Raw genomic sequence first — 21,483 nt, 5'->3', positions numbered from 1 at the left:
GGCTCCGCCGGCGACCGTGCGATCGGCAGTCCCTGCCGCCGTGAAACTCACCGGTCCCGCGCGTCGTCCTCGGTCATCGCTGCGGCCGCCTGGTCGTGCACGGCCAGCACGCGGGCGTCGAGCTCCTCGACCGGCACGCCGACGTCACGCGCGAGCGCTTCGCGGAAGATGAGGTAGCCCTTGTAGGCCGCGACCATGAACACGTGCATCGCGATCGCGTCGGCGTCGGCGGGCAGGGCACCGGTGGCCTGGTCGCGTTCGAGGGCGGCTCGGGTCTTCTCGATCTCGGGCAGGGCGTGGTAGTCCGGGTCGCCGTCGATCGCAAGCAGGGCCTCGACCAGCGTGGGCGCCGGGTTGGCTAGCGCGCTGCGGAACATCGCCTTGCGGCGGCCGAGGAACGACGCCTCCCAGTGCCGTTTCGCACCGGCCGCCCATTCGCGGGCGCGGTGGGCCACGGCCGCCCTCAGCAGGGAGCGCCGGTCGCCGAAGTACTGGTAGATCTGGCCTCGGTTCACCCCCGAGCGGTCGGCGACCTCCTGCAGGTTCAGCCCGGCGAAGATCCCGTCGCGCTGGAGGAGGTCGAACGTCGCCTGGAGGAGGTCGGCCTCGGTGCGGGCCCGGTCGCGCCCGCGCCGGTTCGACGCCTGCCCGGCGGTGTCGTTCACGTCATCTCCCCTGTGCACTCTTCTCACCTGCCTCCGGCCTCGCAGTCTAGTGATCGCTCACACCACACCCCGGTCCCGCAACGCGTCGAGCTCCGCGGTGGACAGGCCCAGCAGCCCGCCGAGCACCTCGTCGGTGTGCGCGCCCAACGTCGTGCCGGCCCAGCGGACACTGCCGGGCGTCGCGCTCAGGTGCGGCAGCGGCGCGACCATCGGCACCTCACCGAACTCCGCGTCGTCCACGGTGATCACGGAGCCGCGGGCCCGGCAGTGCGGGTCGTTCATGAGGTCGGCGACGCTCATGATCGGGGACGCCGGGATGTCGGCGTCGCTCAGCAGCTTCACCACCTCGTCGGCGGTCAGCCGCGAAACCCACTCGCTGATCAGCGGGTAGAGCTCGTCCTGGTGGCGGATCCGGGCGGGGCGGTCGGCGAAGCGCGGATCGTCGGCCAGCCCGGGCCGGTTCATCACCGCGGACAGGCGCCGGAACAGCGAGTCGGTGCCCGCGTGCAGCGACACCCGGCGGTCGTCGGACGTCACGAAGTCCGACGCCGGCACGATGGCCGGGTTCTTGTTGCCCAGCCGTTCCCGGACCTGGCGGTCGAGGCCGTAGGCGGTCACCGAGTCCTCACTGGACCGCAACGCGGCCTCGTACAGCGCCAGGTCGATGACCTGGCCCGAGCCCGAGCCGAGGTCGCGGTGGTACAGCGCGGACACCACGGAGAACGCCGCGAGGTAGGCGCTCATGTAGTCGATCACCGAGTACCCGCTGCGCACCGGCGGCCGCTCCGGCTCGCCCGTGGCGTAGGTCAGTCCACTGTAGGCACTCGCGATCCGGTCGAACGCGCCGCGGTCGCGGTACGGCCCCGTGAGGCCGAACCCGGTGAGGTACAACAGGATCGCCCGCGGGTTGAGGGGCTGAAGGTGCTCGGGCAGCATGCGGTAGCGCTCGAGCGTCGGCGGCCGGAAGTTCGTGACCACCACGTCGAAGTGCGGCACCAGGCGGTGGAACACGGCCTGGCCTTCGGACGTGCGCAGGTCGAGCGCCACGGACTTCTTGTTGCGCCCCTCCTGCAGCCAGCCCGGCGACCGCCCGCCGCTGCGCGTGAAGTCGCCGACCTTCGGGTCTTCGATCTTGACCACCTCGGCGCCGAAGTCGCCCAGGATCGTCGCCGAGACCGGTCCGGCGAGGACGGTCGCGGCGTCGAGGACCCGGACACCGGCCAGCGCGTCGCTCATCGTGTGGTTGTCCTCCGTGCTCGCGTCGGGATGCGGGGGTTCACTTGCCTTGCGCCGCGTCGATCACGAGCGACAGGTCGATCAGCTCTTCGGGCTTCACCGGGGAGTCGATCTGCAGCGTGTTCGGCACCGCCTGGTACATCTTCTGCAGGCTCGCCACCGATTCGGCGGGCACGTTGAAGTCGAACGGCACCGACGGCGCGACCCGCAGCGTCTCGACGGTCGTGCCGAGCTGCTGGGCCATCTTGGTCATCACGTCGGTGTCCTGGTGGTAGTCACCGGACAGGTGCGTGTTCACCGTCCGCTCCACCGCGCGGAAGAACGCGACGCCCGCGCCGCGGTGTTCGCCCAGCAGCGCGGTGGTCGCGAAGTAGCCGGCGATCTGCATGCTGTCCGGGTACCCGCCTTCGGCGTTGAACGCGGTGCCCGGCTTGATGCTCGCGGTGAACGGCGGGCCGAGGGTGGCGCCGTCGATCGACCCGTTGTTGAGCGCCTGCACCATCGCGGCGATGTCGCTGAACGGTGTCATCCGCACGTCGTCGGGCTTGAGGCCGCCCTTGGTGATCAGGTCGTACAGCCCGTACTCCGACGGAGCGGCCAGCCCACCGGGGTTGACGCCGATGTTCTTGCCCTTCAGCGACGCCGGGTTGAAGTCGCTCGCCTTGCTGCCGTACTTGGTGCTCATGTAGACACCACTGTCCGGAGAGGACGAAGCGACGCCGGAGACCCAGCGGATCGGCACGCCGTGGCGCAGCGCGTTGAACACCAGGGCCTGCGCGCCCGCGTAGACGAGGTCGATCTTGTCCTGCCCCAGCAACGTGAGCAGGTTCGGCACCGTGTCGGTGACGAAGGTGACGTCGAGGTTCTCCTTGCCGAACTCGCCGTAGACCTGGGCGAGCAGCGCCGGTGCTTCGAGCTCCAGTTTGGACGGGATGCCGACCTTGAGCGAGGTGCGCTGTGCCAGCGGTTTGGGCGCGGGCGTGCCCGCCTTGCCCGACAGGCTCACGCCGGCCGGCAGCACGGACACCTGCCGGGCGTCGGTGGCCTGGTTCTGCTGCGACGACGGGGCACACGCGCTCGCGAACACCAGGCCGGCCGCGACGGCGGTGGCGCAGAGCGCCCGGGTGGTTCTGGACATGGCTCTCCTGAGGAAAAAAGGGGGGTTGGGGAGACGAGGGGCTCAGGACCGGCGCAGGCGCGGCCGCTGCTGGGGGACGGCGAACTTCAGCGCGAGGGTGACGAGGCCGGTGAAGGCCACGCCGATCACCCCGGCGATGATCACGCCGGCGTACATCGTCGCGGGGTCGAACACCTGGGAGCGCTGGAAGATCAGGTAGCCGAGGCCGCTGTCGCCCGAGACCATCTCGATGCCGACGATCACGAGGATGGCGATGCCCGCGGTCAGCCGGATCGAGGTCGCGATGGCGGGCAGCGCGGCCGGGAGGATGACGTGGCGCAGCAGCTGGGTGCGCTTGGCGCCGAGCACTTCGGCCGCGTCACGGTAGCCCTGCTCGACCGACAGGACCGCGGTGGTCGAGGCGAGCACCACGATGAAGAACACCGACACGCCGACCAGCACGATCTGCGGCAGCCCACCGAGACCGAACACGAGCAGGAACACGGGGAACAGCGCGAGCTTCGGCAGCGTGTACAGCGCGACCAATGTGTGTTCCAGTGCCGCCCGGACGATCCACGACAGTCCTAGCAGGACGCCGAGCGCCACGCCGGCCACGACGCCGATCCCGTAGCCGATCACGAGCTTGCGCACGGTGTCGACGATGGCGTCGGTCATCACCCCGTCCTGAATGGACTTGACGCCCGCCTGCCAGATCACGCTGGGGGCCGGGAAGAACCGGGTGTCGAGGATGCCGAACTGCGCGGTGAGCTCCCAGACCACGATGATCAGCACCGGGGTCGCCCAGGCCAGGGTGAGGGTCACGCCGCGGCGGCGCCGGGCGTGCCGCTGGGGCGCCAGCTCGGCGGGGCCGGGCGTGCGCCGGACGAGCTCGCGACCGCCGAGCCGGTCATGCGACGTCATGAGCGTGCTCACGTTCTTCCACCTCACCTTTCAGGAGCCGCCAGATGTGGTCTTCGAGAGCGCCGAACTCGGCCGCCGAACGCGCGGCGCGGGTGCGCGGCCGGGCGAACGGGACCTCCATGTCGTCGAGGATGCGCCCGGGCCGCGAGGACATGACGACGACGCGGTCGGCCAGCAGCAGCGCCTCGTCGATGGCGTGGGTGACGAACAGGATCGTGCGCCGGTGCGCCTCCCACACCCGCAGCAGCTCTTGCTGCAGCACGAGGCGCAGCTGCGCGTCGAGGGCGGCGAACGGCTCGTCCATCAGGAGGATCTCGGGGTTGGCCACGAACGCCCGGGCCAGGGCGACGCGCTGGCGCATGCCGCCGGACAGCGTGGCCGGGTAAGCGGACTCGAAGCCGGACACACCGGCGCGTTCGATCCAGTCGCGGGCGACCTCGTTGGCCCTCGCCCGTGCGACGCCGGCGATGTCGAGCGGGAGCCGTACATTGGCGAGCACGGTCTTCCAAGGGAAGATGCCGTAGTCCTGGAAGACCATGGAGCACAGCGGCGAGTCCGCGTCGGCGCGGTCGATCACGATCTCGCCGGCCGAGGGTGCGGCCAGCCCCGCGACGATCCGCAGCAACGTCGACTTCCCGCAGCCGGACGGGCCGACGATCGCGACGAACTGTCCTCTTTCGACGGTCAAGTCGACGGGGCCCAGCGCGTGGACCGCGTGGCCGCGGGAAACGAACGTCCGCTCGACGCCCGTCGCGCTGATCACGACGTCGGACATGCGGCCTCCTCCTGGTGGGTGTGGTCGAGGATCGTCGCGAAGGGCGCGGTCGCGAGCCACTCCCCCGCGGCCCGGTCGCCGTGCACGCGGTCGGCGAACGCCGTGGCCACCGCGCAGATCGCGGCCGCGGTCGGGCTGTTCTCGGTTTCGTGGCGCGGGATTCCACCGAGCTGGTGGTCGCCGTCGTGGACCACGGCGAGGTGCTTGACCCGCGAGCGCGCCCGGTCGTACGGCTCGCGGCGCCATTCGACGCCCTCGCCGCGAGCGCCGAAGTCGCGCGTGCCGGTGACGACCAGCAGGGGCAGCTCGACGTCCTGCCAGGAGCTCGGGGTGAGCCCACGGTCGCCGCTTCCCTGTGGTGACAACAGGATTCCGCCCGCGACGGCCGGGTGAGCGAAGGTCCCGTAGCCGGTCAGGCGCGTGCCCAGGAGGAGCTGGGCGGTGTAGGCGCCGAAGGAGTGCCCGGCGAGCAGGACGCCGTCGGGGTTCAGGTTCGGCCTGGCGGCGAGCGCGTCGAGCACCGCGTGCACCCGGTCGACCCGGGACAGCCAGTGTTCCGGGTCGAACAGCAGCGCGTGCATCCGCTGCCTGGCCACGGGATCCGCTGCCCAGGTCCGCTCGTCCACACCGGACAGTCCGAGCTCCGGTCCGGCGAGATCGAAGGCGTCGCGGAACTGCGGGTGCAGCACCGCGTAGCCGTGGGACGCGAGGTGGTGACCGAGGCCCGCGTAGCCGCGGTGGCTCCCGCCCAGCCCGTGGCACAGGACGACAACCGGCTTTTCCCCGGCACGGTCCGGTTCTTGCGCGAAAACGGCGACCCGCTGCCCGTCGGCGGTCGCCCATTCGTCGACTTCGCTCGTGACGACCCTGTTGCGGCCCGGCCGGGCCCACCGGGGGTCCGCGTGCTCGTTGCAGCCCACGCTGGCTCCTAACTAGCGACTTGTTAGTAACGTAATGCTAGTTAGTCGGCGTTGACAAGACTCGTCGCGCAAGTGACCGGACGCGAGCACTCTCCGTGGCTGCGAAGCAGGCACCGGGACCCCCGCGGGCCGGTTCCGCAGCGCGCTGAGCTGGAGTTTCGAACGACCGTGGGCCGGGCACTCCGAAGCGAGGTGTCGAAAGGACTACACGATGACCACGCCAGGCTGGCGGGAACCGACCCTCGCGACGTTGACCGACCGCCGGTTCTCCGACGCGGGCTGGATGTTCGAGCGCAAGCTCGACGGCGTCCGCGCGATCTGCGTGCGCGACGGCGGTACGCCCACGCTCTACTCGCGCAACCACAAGGTCATGGACAACGCCTACCCGGAGCTCGTCGAGGCGCTCGACCGCCAAGGCGGCCCGCGGTTCGTGGCGGACGGCGAGATCGTCGCGTTCGACGGCGACAACACCAGCTTCGCCGCGTTGCAGCCGCGGATCCACCTCACGGATCCGGCGCGGGCGCGGGCGACCGGGGTGCGCGTGTACTACTACCTGTTCGACCTGCTGCACTTCGACGGCCACGACGCCACGCCGTTGCCGCTGCGCGAACGCAAGGCCCTGCTGAAGGACGCGTTCGAGTTCGCGGATCCGCTGCGGTTGTCGGCGCACCGGGACGCCGACGGGGAGAAGTTCTTCGAGGAGGCCTGCCGGCGCGGTTGGGAGGGCGTGATCGCGAAGCGGGCCGACGCGCCGTACCACTCGGGACGGTCGGCGGACTGGCTGAAGTTCAAGTGCGCCCAGGGCCAGGAGCTCGTGGTCGCCGGGTTCACCGACCCGCAGGGCGCGCGGCACGGCTTCGGCGCGTTGCTGCTGGGCTACTACGAAGGCGACGAGCTGCGGTACGCCGGCAAGGTCGGCACCGGGTTCGGCGAGAAGCTGCTGGCGTCGCTGCACGACCAGCTGACGAAGCGCGAGACAACCCGTTCGCCGTTCGCCGATGCCGTGCGCGAGCAGGCGACGCACTGGGTGCGGCCGGAGCTCGTGGCGCAGATCGGGTTCTCGGAGTGGACCCGCGACGGGCGGCTGCGGCACCCGCGGTTCCTGGGCCTGCGCGACGACAAGAAGCCGGCCGACGTGGTGCGGGAGAAGCCGTGATCGAAGTTTCCCATCCCGACAAGGTGTTCTATCCCGCGGACGGGCTCACCAAGGGTGACGTCGTCGAGCACTACCGTGCGGTGGCCGGCGTGATGGTGCCGCACCTGCGCGGACGCCCGCTGACGTTGCGCCGCTTCCCCGACGGCATCGACGGCCAGGGCTGGTTCCAGAAGCACCCCGGCGAGCACTTCCCGGAGTGGCTGCGCGTGGAACGCGTGCCGCGGCGCGGCGGGGGCACGGACGAGTACGTGGTCTGCGACGACACCGACGCCCTCGTCTACCTCGCCGGCCAGGGGACGGTGGAGTTCCACGTGTGGCTGTCCACCGTGGACAGTCCCGGGCAGCCGGACCGGCTCGTGCTCGACCTCGACCCGCCGGACGGCACGCCGGTGGCCCGCCTGCGCGAGGTGGCGCGCAAGATCCGCGGCCACTACGAGAAAGCCGGCCTCACCGCCTTCGTGCAGGCGACCGGCGGGCGCGGCTTCCACGTGCTCGCCCCGCTCGACGCCCGCTCCGACACCGACGTCGTGCTGGACCTCGCCCGCACGCTCGCCGACCGCGTGGCCGACGAGGACCCGGACCACCTCACCACGGCGCAGCGCAAGGACAGCCGCGGCGACCGGATCTTCCTCGACGCCAACCGCAACGGCTACGCCCAGACGTTCATCGCGCCGTACTCCCTGCGCGCCCGCCCCGGCGCGGCAGCCGCGACGCCGCTCGACTGGCGCGAGCTCGGCAAGGCGGACCCGGACGGCTGGCCGCCCGCGAAGCAGAAGCAACGCCTGGCGCGCAAGGCCGACCCGTGGCGAGACCTGGCGAAGCACGCGGGCTCGGCGGAGGCGGCGCTGGCTTCGCTGGAGTGAAACGATGGCGGGAAGCGCACACTGGAGTGACTATGGTGACCCCACGACCAGGTCCGATCCGGTGGCTGCGCTACGTCTACGGCGCTCGGCTGCCCGATGAGTACCGCCCGTGGGTGCTGCACGACGCGACCGCCCGGACGTGGGTGCTGCGGTTCGCGCTCCGCGTGTTCTTCGAGGCGCTGCCGTGGCTCACCGCCGCGTTCCTCCTGCTGGTGTTCCTCACGCCGCTGCCCGCGGGGCTGGTGCTTCTCGGACTGCTCATGGCCCTGGTCCTGGGCCTGTTCCTCACCCTCGGCAGCGCCGACGAGCTCGCCGAAGTGCGCCTGGCCAAGCACGGCTACCCGCCGGGCACCGGCAAAGCAGTCCGCAAACGCCGAGGCGGGGCCGCCACCTGGCCCTGACCGGGGCACGACCCTGTCACGACACCCCGACCGGGCCCTCTCCGGGAACAGCAGCTACCCGCCGATGGTGACGGTGCGCCGCGCCGGGCCGTTGGCGCTGCGGGGCACGATGGGGACGATGCCGAGGGCGCTGAGCACGGCGACGAAACCGTTTTCGATCTGCGTTTCGGTGCTGGGCCAGTAGCCGACGGTCTCGCACATGAGCCCGTCGCACTGCTCGGGCGGCGGCGGCCCGGCGCAGCCGGTGGCGAGCAGGACGACGGAGGCGGCCGCGACGGCCAGACGCGAGCGTGACACGGCGGAACCCCTTCCCGGGCTCAGACGACGGCGGGCTGCCGGCGGCGGACGATCAGCGTGATCACGGCGAGGGCCAGCACGATCGCCACCACGGCCTGGGGGTATCCGGTGGTCACGCTGATCACGGCGCTCACCACGCCGATCACCTCCATGACCACCCCCAGCGTCGCCGCCCACTCGCGCCGCGGCAGGAACGCCGCGGCGACTGCGACGAGCACTGCGATGACCGGGTTCAGCACGAGCACGAGCCACACCGAACCCGGCACGTCCTGGCCGTGGTCGAGCCGTTCGAGCACCGTGAGCAGCTGCACCACCCAGATCCCGATCGACGCCACGGCCTGCACGGCCATCACCCACCGCGCGGTCCTGACCCCGCCACCCGCCCACGACGCACCCCTCCTCCGGTCGAGCACCGGGGACGGTAGCCGCGGGCGGCGGGAGCCCTCCCGAGCGTGTCCGCTACCGGCCACCCGCTCCGACGACGTCGGCGAGGTACCGCACCGCGAGCTCCTCGGCCCGGGCACGCCGTTCGACGGCGCCACGCCACCGCCGGTACAGCTCCACGCTCGCCAGCACCGCCGACGCGGCCTCCTTCGCGTCGTACCCGCAGACGGTGGCCTGCAGCTCGCGCGCCGCGTCCGGGGCGACGAACTCCAGCCGGCGCACGCCCCGAGGGGCAAGGCCGGCACGCACGGCGATCAGCGGCCCCAGCACCGTTTCGCGCAGGAAAGCCAGGAACCCGAGGACGTCGAACAGTTCGCCGCGCCCGAGTTTCGTCGCCGCGTAGTGGACCCAGACCCAGAAGCGGTCTTCGAGCCACTGCTCGTCCAGCGGCTCCTTGGCGAGCGGCGCGGCGGCGAGGGCCTGAGTCAGCGCACCGTCGCGTTCCCACAGGATCTTCGGGTCGCTCGTCCGCTCGCCGAAGTCCGCCACGCGCACGAACTTGAAGTCCACGTGCAGCAGGCGCGATCCGGTCAGGGTGATGACCAGCCGCGGTTCGCCGACGTGCTCGCCGGTGAAGGCGGCGACGAGGTCGGCCCACGAGCCGATCAACGCGAACCGCTCGGCCAGCACCGCTTCGAACGCCGCGTCGTCGACGACCACAACAATGTCCACATCGGAGTATTCGTCGGGCTCGCCGTGGGCGATCGAGCCTCCGACGGCCACCCCGGCCACGCGCGGGTCGCGGCGGATCTTCGGCAGTACGTCGTCGAGGAACTCGCGGTGCGGCGCGGGAACGGTCATGAGCTTCCTTTCGTTGGGAGCAGGGCAAAGTAGCACGCCACCGCGCCGGCCGGCACGCGAATAGGCGCTCAGCTCTCGTGCAGCGCCTCGACGATGCGGCCCGCGAGCGTCGCCATCTCGGGCGACCCGATGGTCACCACGACGTCGCCCCGCTGAACGCGCCGGACCACCTCGGTCAAGGCCACGGAGCCGGACCCGGCGTACACTTTGTCCTTCTCCGGCAACGGAATCGCGGCCGTGAGCGCCTCGCCGTCGAACCCCGCCGCGACGGTCTCGCCGGGGCCGAACACCGGAAGCACCACCGCCTGGTCCGCCAGGCTCAGCGACTCGGCCATCTCGCCGAGGAACTGCCGCACGCGGTACGCGCGATTGGGCTGGCACACCACGACCAGCCGGTGCTCCCGCGCGACCGACCGCAATGCCGTGAGCGACGCGGCCATCGACGTGTGGTGGCACGCGTAGTCGTCGTACACTCGCACGCCGCGCGCGACCCCGCGGAGCTCGAACCGCCTGCGCACGCCCGGAAACCGGCGTAACCCAGGGATCGCGCCGGTGCGGCCCAGCCGCTGCGCGACGAGCAGCGCGGCCGCGGAGTTGAGGCCGAGGTGCTTGCCCACCACCGGCACGTGCACCGCGCCGACGAGGGCACCGTCGAGCACGGCGTCGTAGCGGATTCCCGTGGTCACCGGGGAAAGCCCCACCACGATGAGGTCGGCGTCGTTGGCCTCGCCGTAGGTGTACACGGTCCGGCCTTCCGCCCGCAGCGCCGCGGCGAGCCGGCGGCACCGCTCGTCGTCGACGTTGGTCACCACGAAGCCGCCGGGCCGAACGCGGCGGCAGAAGTCGAGGAACGCCTGCTGCAGGCCCTCGACGTCGCCGTAGGTGTCGAGGTGATCGGAGTCGATGTTCGTGACCACCGCGACCTCGGGCGTGTAGGCGAAGAACGAGCGGTCGCTCTCGTCGGCCTCGACCACGAAGTACTCGCCCGAGCCGACGCCGCCGGAGCCCAGCGTGCGGACGTCGCCGCCGATCACGTACGACGGGTCGGCCCCGCCGGCGCGCAGCGCAACCGTGATCATCGCGGTGGTGGTCGTCTTGCCGTGCGTGCCCGCGACCGCGATCGCGCGACGCGCCGCCAATACCGCCGCGAGGGCCTCGGACCGGTGCAGCAGCGGCAGCCCGCGGTCGCGGGCCTCGATGAGCTCCACGTGGTCGCCGGGAATCGCGGTCGAGTACACCACGGTGTCGGCGTTCCAGAGGTGCCCGGGCGAGTGCCGGCGGTGCACGGTGGCGCCCAGCTCCTCCAGCAAAGCCAGGGCCGGCCGGTCGCCCACCTCGCTGCCGCTCACCGGCACCCCGTGGCGCAGCAGGATCTCCGCGAGGCCCGACATCCCCACCCCGCCGATGCCGATCAGGTACACGTGGCCCAGGTCCCGCACGGTCAGCTCGTTCATCACGCACCCTCTTGTTTCCGGTGAGGACTCCCTGTCCCCGGGTTCGAGGGTGCGGCCGGCATGTCCGCGGACCGCGAGCTGTCTGTCGCGGCAGGGCAACAGCCGGGTACCGATCCGTCAGCGCGGTACGGAGAACGGCTGCCGGTCTTGCTGCCCCGGCGCCGGCCGCGGTACAGCCAGTTCCACGGTCGCGGCGTCGGCGGGCAGCCGTGGGCCGCGGCGTTCGACCACGCACGCCGAGGCCAGCGCGTAGCCGGCCGCCGCGAGGAAGAAGCCGCCGAGGCAGTCGCTGGGGCGGTGCCAGCCCACGGTGAGCGTCGAGACGCCGACCGCGACGATCCACGCGACACCCAGCGGCGCCGCGACGAACCGCCCGACGCGCGGCAGCACGAGCAGCAGGGCGAACACGCTCATCGCGGCCACCGTCACGTGGCCGCTGGGGAAGCTGTTGCTGGTGGAGTGGATGCGCTCGGCCAGGTTCGGCCGGTCGAGGGCGACCTTGAGCAGCTGCGCGAAGCCCGCGACCACCACCATGAGCCCGACGGCCGCCGCCGTGCGCCGGTACGCGCGCCGTACCAGGCCGATCACCACGACCAGCACGAGCGCGAGGGCGAACAGCGCCGGCACCGGGACCTCCAGCGGCAGCGGCACCTCCCCCGACGCGCGGGTGAACGACGGGTCGAACGTCTCCAGGACCCGTTGGTCGGCCTCCTGGCCGGACTCCGTGCGGACCAGCAGCAAGTACGTCACCCCCGTCGCCACGACGAGGAGGACGGCGGCCACCAGCCGCCAGGCGATGCTGAGCACTCGGTTGTTCACCCCGTCCAGCCTGCCAACGCTTCGTCCGCGGCGGGGCCGGGAAATGTCATGGGTCTGCAACAACTGCGCACTGGTTCCGCACGGACCCGTCCCCTGTGGACGGACGTGGGCCCCTCACCCCACCCGCAGCGTGGTGCCGCGCGGGATCAACGTCGGCGCGAACCGGCGTGTGCTGGCCGGCACGCCGGCGCCCACGTCGATCAGCAGGTCCACGGCCGCGCCGGCGATCTCCGTGAACGGCACCCGGATCGTGGTGAGCGGCACCGGCAGGCGCGCGGCGAGGGGAATGTCGTTGTACCCCACCACGGACAGCTCGTCGGGCACCCGCACGCCGGCGCGCTGCACGGCCGAGAGCAGCCCGACGGCGGTGTTGTCGTTCACGGCGAAGACGGCGGTGGGGCGCGGGTCCAGGGCGAGCAGGGCCCGGCCGGCGTCCTCGCCGCTCTCCATGCTGAACGTCGAGGGCAGGACGAACGCGGGCAACCCGGCTTCGCGCAACGCGTCCTCGTACCCGGCCCGGCGGCCGAGCGCGCTGGACGCGTAGTCCGGGCCGGCGACCAGCGCGATGCGGCGGTGCCCGAGGTCCAGGAGGTGCCGCGTGGCGAGGTAGCCGCCGAGGCGGTCGTCGCCCACGGCGGCGGCGCTGTCGCCGAACGTGCGCATCGCCAGCACGTGCGGCACCTCGCGCTCCAGCAGTTCCTGGCAGAAGCCGCCTTCGGTGCGCGCGGTGGTGAGAATCAGGCCGTCGACGCGGCGGCCGAGCAGCATCCGGCCGTTCTCGCGCTCGAGCTCCGGCTCGTCGTGCGAGGTCGCGACCAGCGCGTGGTACCCGCGGCGCGTGCACGCCGAGGCGACCTCCTCGTAGAACATCGCCATCACCGTGTCGGTCAGCCGCGGCACGAGCACGCCGAAGGTGTTGGTCTGCCGGCGCCGCAGGTTGGCGGCGACCGGGTTCGGCTCGTAGCCCACGCCCTCGGCGATCTCGCGGATCCGCGCCGCCGACGGGCTGCGGAAGAACCGGTGCTCGGGGTTGAGCGCGCGCGAGACCGTCGACTTGCTGACGCCGGCCGCCAGCGCGACGTCGCTGATCGTCGGACGGACCCCCGGCTCCCGGGTGCTCTCCGGTGTTCGCTCGCTCATGCGGCTCCTTGACTCTCGCGCAACCCGCAGCCTACCGTTGTGCAACCGATTCCCCCATCGTTTGCACAGCCTGAAACAAGGGAGTGTCATGAAGTCTCTCGATCTGCGCGGCCTCGTCCCGGCGTGTGTCACCCCGTTCACCGAGAGCGGCGACGTCGACCACGAAGCCCTGGCCGTGCACGGGCGCTGGCTCGCCGGTCTGCCGGGCGTCAAGGGCATCGTGTGCAACGGGCACGCCGGCGAAGGTGCCAGCATGACCGAGACCGAGCGCGGCGACGTGGTGAAAACCCTGGTCGGCGCCGTGGAGGGCAAGCAGCCGATCATCACCGGGGTGATCAGCGACGGCAGCCGCGTCGCGGGTGAAGAGGCCAAGCGCTACGGCGAGGCCGGCGCGGCGGGCGTGCTGCTCTACCCGGCGCACAGCTGGCTGCGCTTCGGCTTCCAGCCCGGCGCCGCCGCCGACCGCTACCGCATCGTCGGCGAGATCTCCGGTCTGCCGCAGATCCTGTTCCAGTACCCGGATGTCACAAAGGCGAGCTACAACCTCACCGAGCAGCTCAAGATCGCCGAGCTCGACTCCGTGTTCGCGATCAAGAACGGCGTGCGAAACATGCGCCGCTGGGACACCGAGGTCCCGGTGCTGCGCAAGGAGTTCCCCGACCTGCAGATCCTCACCTGCCACGACGAGTACCTGCTGCACACCATGTTCGACGTCGACGGCGCGCTCGTCGGCTACGGCGCGCTGGCGCCCGAGGGCATGTGGGAGCTGCTGCAGGCCGGCAAGCGCCGCGACTACCCGGCGGCGCGCGCGGTGCACGACCGGCTGCTGCCGCTGACCAAGGCCGTGTACCACCGCGGTTCGCACATGGAGGGCAGCGTCGCGCTGAAGCTGGGCCTGGTGCAGCGCGGGGTAATCCCCAACGCCTACGTGCGCTCGCCGCTGCTGCCGCTCGCCCCTGAGGCCGACGACGAGGTCGCCGCCGCCCTCGCCCACGCCGGTCTCGGCAAGGTGCTCTGACCCCTCCCCACCGCTTCGGAAGGCACACCAATGACCGCTGTGTCAGCAGAGGCACCACCGAGAACCGGGAGCCGCCGGGAGCTGCGGTTCATCCTCGTGTTCGCGTTCCTCGGCTCGTTGTTCGACGGCGCCGAGCTCAACCTCGTCGGCTACCCGCTCACCTACCTGTCCGGCTCGCTGCACGTGTCCACGGTGACGCTGGTGAGCGTGGCGACGTTCCAGGGCTTCGCCTCGATCGCGGGCGGCTTCCTGTTCGGCTGGCTCGGTGACACGCTGGGGCGCCGCCGCACGTATGCGATCTCCGTGCTCGCTTTCGGCATCGCCGCCGCGCTCGGCGGGCTGGCGCCGAACTTCGGGACGTTCCTGGTCACCCGGCTGCTGGCCGGGCTCGGGATGGGCGGCCTGTTCGGCCTGTCGTTCTCGATGTTCACCGAGTGCTGGAAAACCACCCGCCGCGGCACGATGGGCGGGCTGATCCAGTCGATGTACTTCCTCGGCGAGATCGTTACGGTCGGCGTGCTGTATGCGTGCCTGTCGTGGTTCGGCAACGATCTGGGCTGGCGCACCGGTTACGTCGTGATCGGCGTGGTGAGCGTGGTGATCGGGCTCGCGGCGTTCCGGCTGCTGCCGGAGTCGCGCCACTGGCTCGAGTACCAACGGCGGCTGCGCGAAGGCACCCTGCCACCCGAACTACGGCGTACGCGCGTGCCGATCCTGGACGTGTTCCGCTCCAAGGTGGTCTACGGCAGCGTGATCTTCATGGTGCTGTCCACGGCCATGTTCCTCACGACCAACTCCGTCGGCGTGTACCTGTCCACGTACCTGCTGAAGGTGCAGCACCTGCCGCTGGGCACGGCGAGCGGCGTGGTGCTGATCGGGTACGTGTTCACGATCCTCGCGTACTCGGCGACGGGCGCGCTGTCGGACCTGGTGCGGCGCAAGTACGCGTTCCTGGCCAGCTGCGTGTTCGGGGTGGCGGGCTTCGGCTGGTTCCTCGGCCAGGTCCTGAGCGGCACGGACCACGTGAGCACGTCCTTCTGGGGCGATGCCACGTTCTGGGCGCTCATGTGGTCGGCCGCGGCCTGCGGCGGATTCGGCGTGCTGGGCGTGTGGATGTCGGAGTACTACCCGACCCGCATCCGGTCCACGGGCGCGAACAGCAGTTACTACGTCGGCCGCGGCCTGGGTGCCGGCGTGTATCCGCTTTTCGCGCTGACGCTGGCGGGCGGCGGCATTCCGCTCGCGTTGGCACTGGGTATTCTGGGCCCGTTGGCGGGGATTGTTTTCTCCGCGATCGCGCCCGACCGAACCGGACGCCACATCGTCGCCATCGAATAGCGAATGACGGTTTTCGGATTGGTTCCGGTGCCCGCCGGGGAATGGCCGGCGGGCACCGGAATCACGTCACTGGCGCCAGTCGACGATCACCGCGATGCTGCCGCCCATGCTCTTGACCCGGACCTGCGGGTTGGCGGCCATGTTGCCCCACGGCACCGTCATCTTGCCGCTCTTGCCGCAGCCGAGGCTGAACCAGCCGCCCTTCGGGTGCTTCGCGTCGAAGCCCCAGCCCTGGACGCACGCGGACTGGTTGGTGCCTTCCTGCACGTTCCAGCCGTAGCCCGCGCGCAACCCCGGGCGGCCGAAGATCGCGCAGTTCGACTTGCTGACCGGGCCCCACTTCCCGATGATGCCCGAGGCCTGGTGCGGGTCGGTGCACGCGCTGGCCGGCGCCGCGTTCGCGACCCCCGCGCCCGCGACGAGCGTGCCGGCCGCCGCGACCGTGGCGCCGAGCGCACCGATCCGCGAAATCCGCTTCCCCATGTGTTCTGTTCCCTCCAGTAGGAGCGGCAAGATCATCTCGCCGCGAACAGAACGTACAACGGAATGAGCGAGCGGCGCACCTCGAATGAGGTCATTTAGGAATGACTTAGGGTTGCCACGAATTCCTCCGTGGAAAATGAAACGTATTCACGCCGGGGTCAGGACCGCGCGTCCGTGGCTGATCCGCAGCACGTCGGCGAGGACCAGATCGGCGAGCAGGCGCTCCTCCTCGTCCGGCAGGTCCGGTCGCGCGGGCGGCGGCGCGCCGGTGGTCAGCGCCGCGGCGGCGTCGGCGGTGAAGCCGGCCAGCTCGGCCGAACCGGTGCGGCGCTGCAGCATCGCGCCGGCCGACGCCGCGAGGCCACGCAGGCCTTCCACGGACTCGTCGAGGGCGTCGCGCTGCGCGGAGTCCGGGCCACGGCTGCCGGGTTCGGGCGCGAGGAGGTCCTGGTGCGTGCGCACGGCCGTGCGGAAGCGCGGGCCGACCTCGCGCGCGTCGCCACCCGGTTCTCCGCGCAGACGCGCGGCCACTGATCCGAGCAGCTCGCCCATCGCCGTGGTCGCTTCGGAAAAGCGTTGCGCCACCGGCGGTTTCGGCACCCCCGGCACCGCGGCGAACCCGAACAGCAGCGCGATCGCGACGGCGAGCGCCACCAGCAGCACGTATTCCGCGAGCGTGGCGCCGGGGTCGAGGTGCTTGGTGACCGCGTTGACGCTCACGCTCATCAGCACGATGCACCCGTTGAACACCATCGGCTTCGCCTGCATGAACGGGAACCCGACCAGCAACGCGATGAGCCCCAGCGGCAACAGCGCCGAATGCGGCAGCAGCCACAGCGCGAGCACGAGCACCACCGCCCCGGCCACCGAACCGGCCACGCGCTGCCAGACCTTCGCCAGGGCGTCGCGCCATTCGGGTTGCATGATCGCGAACGTCGTCATCAGGAACGACACCGTGAGCGGGTCGCCCGGGCGGAACGAGGCGATCACGACGGCCAGCAGCATGCCCAGCGCGCACCGGACGGCGTGGCGCAGCTGGGCCGAGCGCCACGACAACGCGCCGGCGGCCTCGCGGCGCAACGCGGTGCGCACGATGTGACGGGGGAAGTCCACGAGGGACTCGTCGCGCGTCGAGGCCGCCTCGCACGGCCGCGACCGCCGTCCACAGGTCGTCGATCAGCACGCGGGTGTCGCCCGGCAGGCCGATCTCCGGGTCGACGCGCTCGACCTCCGGCACGTCGGCCGGGTCGAGGTTCTTGGCGCGCACCGCGTCCGCGAGCTGCGTCAGGGCCGCATCGACGGCCGCCAGCACCGCCGTGACGGCCGCCGCCTGCTCGGCGTCCAGTACCCGCAGCCGGTCGCGCAGCACCGCCGCCGTGCCGTGGCAGCGCAGGCCCGCCGCGACGACGCGCGCCTGCCAGCGCAGCGGCCGGTCGGCCAGCCACAGCCGCACGGCGCGTTCGGCGCTCTCGCGGTCCGGCCCGGCGAGCGCGTCGGCCAGCGCGGCGCGGGTCGGCTTGCCCGGGTCGCCCAGGCCGGTGAGCAGCCGCAGCACGAACACCACGCCGATGGCCAGCGCGGGCGCGCCGAGGATCTGCACCACGCTCGCCGTGCCCGTGAGCTGGAAGCCGTAGCCGAACACCGACGACATCCCGAGCCCGAGGCCCACGGTCACGTACCGCGCGCCCAGTGCCGGCAGCAGCGCCGCGCAGAACACCACGGCCACGAGCAACGCGATCGCCGCGACTGGCGAGACCGGCCCGAGCAGCCGCGGCCCGGCGGCGCCGATCACCACCGCCGGCGCGAACGCCGCCAGCAGCTTGAGATCGGGCACGAGCGGACCGCCGTTGGCCGCGATGAAGCAGAACAACGCGGTCAGCCCGGCGAGGATCATCGTGCCGCCGAGGCCGAGCACGGCCCCGAGCCCGGCCGTGCCGCCGACCACCACCAGGATCACGACGAGCAAACCGCCGCCGCGCGCCAGAACGTTCACTCGCACCCCACCGTCTCCGCGATCTTCCCGCGGAAGCCTCGCACCCCGGCCGCGGCGGCGCCACTCCCGGTCCGGGTCCTTTGTGGCCGAGTCCTTTGTGGAGCGGGACGGGCAGGGCTCAGGCGGTGATCGTGGCCAGCAGCTCCGCCGCGCGGGTGCGGAAGGTCTCGACGTTGGCGAGCTTGATGTCCTCGTAGCCGCGCACGACGTCGGGCAACGCGGCGAGCTCGGTGAACGCGTCGGCCGTCTTCGGGGTCAGGTGGGCGAGGCCGCGCTCCACGAGGTGCTGGTACTCCCCCGGCAGCGCGCGCTCGACGCGGCGCACCTTGGCGTACCCGAAGACGTCGGCCCGCGTGCCGCGCAGGCGGCGCGCGCCGCGAAGCGTGCGGAAGGCCACCGTGGCGGTGCGCCCGCGCAGGCGGATCTTGCGCTTCATGCCCATCGCGCGCAGCACGGGCGGGTGCAGCAGCACGGCGACGTCGGCGTCCACGCCGAACTCCGCCTCGCGCCGCGCCCGCTCGACCGGGTCGAGGTGCAGGCGCGCGACCTCGTACTCGTCCTTGTACGCCAGCAGTTTGTGCAGCCCGCGCGCGTACGCGGAAGCGATGCGGGCGCCCGTGTCGGCATCCGTGCGTTCGGCCGCCTCCGCGGCGAGCTTCCGGACCTGGGTGGCGTAGCGGCGCGCCAGCGTCTCGTCCTGGAAGCCGATCAGGTCGGCGACGCGCGGTGCCAGCACCTGCTCGAGGTCACCGGCGGCGATCGTCGCGGCCACGGCGTCCACCGGCACCTCCGCGAGGGCCGGGGCGATCGCGGCGGCCCGCACGGCGGCCGGGTCGACGACGGCGGCGCGGCCCCAGCGGAACGCCGCCAGTGTCTTCTCCACGGCCGTGCCGTTGAGGCGGATCGCCGCCTCGATCGCGTCGGCCGAGATCGGCACCACGCCGTGCTGGTAGGCCGCGCCGATGAGCAGCATGTTGGCCGGCATGTGGTCGCCGAAGAGCTCCTCGGCCAGCTCGTTCGCGTCGAGCGCCACGAGGTCGCGCGTGACCGCGCCGATCTTCTCCAGCGCGTCGTCGTTCGAACCGGGCAGCACTACGCGGTGGGTGACCATCGCGGCCGTGGGCACCAGCGCCGTGTTGACCACGGCGACGGTGTGGCCCGCCCGCGAGGTGGCGAGGTTGCCCGCGTCGGCCGCGCCCAGCAGGTCGAAGCCCACCAGCACGTCGGCGGTCGCGCGCGAGGCCCGCAGCGAACCGGTGACCGGCGACTTCGAGATCCGGATGTCGGAGACGACCGGGCCGCCCTTCTGCGCCAGGCCGGTCTGCTCCAGACCGGCGGCGAAGCGGCCGTCGAGGTGCGCGGCCATCTGCAGCACCGCCGAGATCGTGACCACGCCCGTGCCGCCGATGCCGGGCATCCGCATCAGCACGGTGTCCACTTCGGACAGCCGGGCCGCCGGTTCGGCCAGCACCACGGGGAGTTCGGGCACCTCGCGGCGCGGCTTCTTCGTGCCGGGCGTCACGAGCAGGAACGACGGGCAGTCGCCCTTGAGGCAGGTGAAGTCGCTGTTGCACGAGGACTGGTGGATGCGCGTCTTGGCGCCGAACTCCGTCTCGACCGGCCGCACCGACAGGCAGGTGGACACGTCGCCGCAGTCGCCGCAGCCCTCGCACACGCGCTCGTTGACGACCACGCGCTCGGCCGGCGTCGGCAGCTGGCCGCGCTTGCGCAGCCGGCGTTCCTCGGCCGCGCACCGGTCGTCGTGGATCAGCACGGTGACACCGTCGGTCGCGGCCAGCTCGGCCTCGACCTCGGCGAAATCGTCGCGGTGGCGCACCGAGGCGATCGGGTCGAGCGACACGCCGCGGTAGTCGGCGGGGCTCTCGGTGGTGATCACGATCCGCCGCACCCCTTCGACGGCCAGCAGGCGCGTGATGGCGGGAACGTCGAGGCGGCCCTCGGCGCGCTGGCCACCGGTCATGGCGACCGCGTCGTTGTAGAGCAGCTTGTAGGTCATGGTCACGCCGCCGGCCACCGCCGCGCGGATCGCGAGCGAGCCGGAGTGGTGGAACGTGCCGTCGCCGAGGTTCTGCACGAAGTGGCGGTCGTCGGTGAACGGCGCGAGGCCGAGCCACTGCGCGCCCTCGCCGCCCATCTGCGTGAGGCCGATCTGGTGGCCGCGGCCCGCGCCGTCGATGGCCACCATCGCGTGGCAGCCGATGCCGACGCCGACGAGGGTGTCGTCGCCGGTGCGCGTGGAGACGTTGTGCGGGCAGCCGGAGCAGAAGAACGGCGTGCGCGGCGCGGTGGCGGTGGGCAGCGCGATGCGCGCCGGGCGCGGCGGCGTGATCGCGTCCAGGTGCACGGCGGCGGTGCGCGGCAACCGGTCCGGGCCGACGACGGCCTCGATGCGCTTGACCAGCGCCTTCGCCACGTCTTCCGCGACGAGCTGGCCCCGGCCGGTGAGCAGGGGCCGGCCCCTCTCGTCCTGGCGGCCGACGACGTTCGGCGCGCCCGGACGGCGGTAGAGGGCCTCCTTGAGGTGGCCTTCGAGGAACGGCACCTTGTCCTCGACCACGAGCACCTCGTCGAGGCCCTCGGTGAGCTCGGCCAGCACGTCGGCGTCGACGGGGTAGGGCATGGCCAGGCGGATCAGCCGCAGGCCGAGCGCCTCCATGGCGGCCTCGTCGAGCCCCAGGTCCTGCAGCGCGCGCTGCACCACGGCGTAGCCGGTGCCCGACGCGAGCACGCCGAGCTTGGCCGCGCGGGCGGTGAAGGTGACGCGGTTGAGGCCGGTCGCGCGGGCGTAGGCGCGGGCCAGGTCGAGGCGGCGGGTGAACATGTCGTGCTCGGCGTCGAGCGCCGGCGCGCCGACCAGCGCGCGGCCGGTCGGGCGGAGGGTCTCGGGCGGCATCGGGATGCCGTGGGCCAGGGTGTCCATGTCGACCGTGGCCGACGCGTCGGCGATGTCCGCGACGATCTTCAGACCGGTCCACAGCCCGCTCGCGCGCGAGAGCGCCACGGCGTGCAGGCCGAACTCGATGATCTCGGCGACGCTGCCCGGCGCGAGCAGCGGCATGGCCAGGCTCTGCGCCATCGGCTCGCACGAGCTGGGCACCGTCGAGGACTTGCACGCCGGGTCGTCGCCGATCCACGCCACCGCGCCGCCGAGCGAGGCGGTGCCGGCGAGCGTGCCGTGGCGGATCGCGTCGGCCGCGCGGTCGAGGCCCGGGTTCTTGCCGTACCAGAAGCCGGTGACGCCGGCGTGGCGACGGCCGGGGACGTTGCCGAGCAGCTGCGTGCCGGCGACGGCGGTGGCGGCCAGCTCCTCGTTCACCCCGGGCCGGAACACGACGCCGGCCGGGTCGAGAAACTTCCTGGCACGCGCGAGCTCTTGATCCAGCCCGCCGAGCGGGGAACCCTGGTAGCCGGAGACGAACACGCGCGTGTCGAGGCCGCGGGCCTCGTCGAGCCGGCGCTGCTCGAGCGTGAGCCGCACGAGCGCTTGGACGCCGGAGATCAGCGCGCGGCCGTGGTCGGCGACGTACTTGTCGTCCAGCGAAACCGGTTCGGTGAGCACGTGGGGCGCTCCTCTCGCAGGGGCGTGGCGGGGGCCTGGTGGGACGGGCACAGTTACGTGGG

Annotated in this window: 21 protein-coding genes; 6 read left to right on the top strand and 15 right to left on the bottom strand. The window is 72.0% G+C overall.

The window, feature by feature from the left end; genetic code table 11:
• Positions 1-47: 47 nt before the first annotated feature.
• The 6 genes from AB0878_RS18145 to AB0878_RS18120 are packed head-to-tail and all read right to left on the bottom strand — an operon-like array spanning position 48 to position 5,634.
• Positions 48-665 (bottom strand): helix-turn-helix domain-containing protein, encoded by a 618-nt coding sequence (locus AB0878_RS18145; protein WP_366581185.1) that lies wholly within the window; start codon positions 663-665, stop codon positions 48-50.
• Positions 666-722: 57 nt separating this feature from the next.
• A complete protein-coding gene (locus AB0878_RS18140) occupies positions 723-1,901 on the bottom strand; it encodes a CoA transferase (protein ID WP_366581183.1) in 1,179 nt (392 codons plus the stop codon).
• Between the two features lie 40 nt (positions 1,902-1,941).
• A complete protein-coding gene (locus tag AB0878_RS18135; RefSeq protein WP_366581181.1) occupies positions 1,942-3,039 on the bottom strand; it encodes an ABC transporter substrate-binding protein in 1,098 nt (365 codons plus the stop codon).
• A 42-nt stretch (positions 3,040-3,081) separates the two neighbouring features.
• Positions 3,082-3,951: an ABC transporter permease gene (locus tag AB0878_RS18130; protein ID WP_366581180.1), complete on the bottom strand. Its 870-nt coding sequence runs from the start codon at positions 3,949-3,951 to the stop codon at positions 3,082-3,084.
• On the bottom strand, positions 3,926-4,714 hold the full coding sequence (locus AB0878_RS18125; RefSeq protein ID WP_366581178.1) for an ABC transporter ATP-binding protein: 789 nt from the start codon (positions 4,712-4,714) through the stop codon (positions 3,926-3,928). The genes AB0878_RS18130 and AB0878_RS18125 overlap by 26 nt, the downstream gene beginning before the upstream one ends.
• The gene (locus AB0878_RS18120) at positions 4,699-5,634 is read right to left on the bottom strand and encodes a dienelactone hydrolase family protein (protein WP_366581177.1); all 936 of its coding nucleotides are present in this window, start codon (positions 5,632-5,634) and stop codon (positions 4,699-4,701) included. Before AB0878_RS18120 ends, AB0878_RS18125 begins: the two co-directional genes overlap by 16 nt.
• 211 nt (positions 5,635-5,845) lie before the next feature.
• On the opposite strand from AB0878_RS18120, the gene ligD (AB0878_RS18115) reads away from it, so the two are divergent.
• The 3 genes from ligD (AB0878_RS18115) to AB0878_RS18105 are packed head-to-tail and all read left to right on the top strand — an operon-like array spanning position 5,846 to position 8,054.
• A complete protein-coding gene (ligD, locus tag AB0878_RS18115; RefSeq protein ID WP_366581175.1) occupies positions 5,846-6,790 on the top strand; it encodes a non-homologous end-joining DNA ligase in 945 nt (314 codons plus the stop codon).
• Complete coding sequence (gene ligD / locus AB0878_RS18110) at positions 6,790-7,653, top strand: non-homologous end-joining DNA ligase (RefSeq protein ID WP_366581644.1); 864 nt, start codon at positions 6,790-6,792, stop codon at positions 7,651-7,653. Before ligD (AB0878_RS18115) ends, ligD (AB0878_RS18110) begins: the two co-directional genes overlap by 1 nt.
• A gap of 32 nt (positions 7,654-7,685) precedes the next feature.
• On the top strand, positions 7,686-8,054 hold the full coding sequence (locus AB0878_RS18105) for a DUF5313 family protein (protein WP_285965810.1): 369 nt from the start codon (positions 7,686-7,688) through the stop codon (positions 8,052-8,054).
• A gap of 54 nt (positions 8,055-8,108) precedes the next feature.
• Here AB0878_RS18105 and AB0878_RS18100 read toward each other — a convergent pair whose 3' ends face one another.
• From AB0878_RS18100 to AB0878_RS18075, 6 genes are all read right to left on the bottom strand, one after another.
• Positions 8,109-8,351, bottom strand: coding sequence for a hypothetical protein (locus tag AB0878_RS18100; RefSeq protein WP_366581173.1), 243 nt, complete (start codon positions 8,349-8,351; stop codon positions 8,109-8,111).
• A 20-nt stretch (positions 8,352-8,371) separates the two neighbouring features.
• Positions 8,372-8,701 carry a hypothetical protein gene (locus tag AB0878_RS18095; protein ID WP_366581171.1) on the bottom strand — a complete coding sequence of 110 codons (330 nt, stop codon included), beginning with the start codon at positions 8,699-8,701 and terminating at the stop codon, positions 8,372-8,374.
• A gap of 109 nt (positions 8,702-8,810) precedes the next feature.
• Positions 8,811-9,596, bottom strand: a complete 786-nt coding sequence (locus tag AB0878_RS18090; RefSeq protein WP_366581170.1) for a nucleotidyltransferase domain-containing protein — start codon at positions 9,594-9,596, stop codon at positions 8,811-8,813.
• Positions 9,597-9,664: 68 nt separating this feature from the next.
• Complete coding sequence (gene murC / locus AB0878_RS18085) at positions 9,665-11,050, bottom strand: UDP-N-acetylmuramate--L-alanine ligase (RefSeq protein WP_366581168.1); 1,386 nt, start codon at positions 11,048-11,050, stop codon at positions 9,665-9,667.
• A 117-nt stretch (positions 11,051-11,167) separates the two neighbouring features.
• Complete coding sequence (locus tag AB0878_RS18080) at positions 11,168-11,869, bottom strand: phosphatase PAP2 family protein (RefSeq protein WP_366581167.1); 702 nt, start codon at positions 11,867-11,869, stop codon at positions 11,168-11,170.
• Between the two features lie 114 nt (positions 11,870-11,983).
• Positions 11,984-13,009 (bottom strand): LacI family DNA-binding transcriptional regulator, encoded by a 1,026-nt coding sequence (locus tag AB0878_RS18075; protein ID WP_366581165.1) that lies wholly within the window; start codon positions 13,007-13,009, stop codon positions 11,984-11,986.
• Positions 13,010-13,097: 88 nt separating this feature from the next.
• On the opposite strand from AB0878_RS18075, the gene AB0878_RS18070 reads away from it, so the two are divergent.
• Positions 13,098-14,027, top strand: coding sequence for a dihydrodipicolinate synthase family protein (locus AB0878_RS18070; RefSeq protein WP_366581163.1), 930 nt, complete (start codon positions 13,098-13,100; stop codon positions 14,025-14,027).
• Between the two features lie 30 nt (positions 14,028-14,057).
• Positions 14,058-15,365, top strand: a complete 1,308-nt coding sequence (locus tag AB0878_RS18065; protein WP_366581161.1) for an MFS transporter — start codon at positions 14,058-14,060, stop codon at positions 15,363-15,365.
• A 66-nt stretch (positions 15,366-15,431) separates the two neighbouring features.
• On the opposite strand, the gene AB0878_RS18060 is transcribed toward AB0878_RS18065, so the two are convergent.
• Together AB0878_RS18060 and AB0878_RS18055 are read right to left on the bottom strand one after the other, a co-directional pair.
• A complete protein-coding gene (locus tag AB0878_RS18060; RefSeq protein WP_366581160.1) occupies positions 15,432-15,848 on the bottom strand; it encodes a hypothetical protein in 417 nt (138 codons plus the stop codon).
• Positions 15,849-15,995: 147 nt separating this feature from the next.
• Positions 15,996-16,961, bottom strand: a complete 966-nt coding sequence (locus tag AB0878_RS18055) for an FUSC family protein (RefSeq protein WP_366581158.1) — start codon at positions 16,959-16,961, stop codon at positions 15,996-15,998.
• A gap of 268 nt (positions 16,962-17,229) precedes the next feature.
• Here AB0878_RS18055 and AB0878_RS18050 point away from each other — a divergent pair, with 268 nt between their 5' ends.
• Positions 17,230-17,970, top strand: coding sequence for a hypothetical protein (locus AB0878_RS18050; RefSeq protein WP_366581156.1), 741 nt, complete (start codon positions 17,230-17,232; stop codon positions 17,968-17,970).
• Here the strand turns inward: AB0878_RS18050 and AB0878_RS18045 are convergent.
• Positions 17,960-21,472, bottom strand: a complete 3,513-nt coding sequence (locus tag AB0878_RS18045; protein WP_366581643.1) for an indolepyruvate ferredoxin oxidoreductase family protein — start codon at positions 21,470-21,472, stop codon at positions 17,960-17,962. The two genes, AB0878_RS18050 and AB0878_RS18045, sit on opposite strands and share 11 nt — an antisense overlap.
• Positions 21,473-21,483 lie beyond the last annotated feature (11 nt).

This window comes from Amycolatopsis sp. NPDC047767, from assembly GCF_040704195.1.
GTDB lineage: Bacteria > Actinomycetota > Actinomycetes > Mycobacteriales > Pseudonocardiaceae > Amycolatopsis.
Note: the sequence above shows the minus strand (reverse complement) of the source record. Positions and strands in the feature narration are given on the sequence as shown.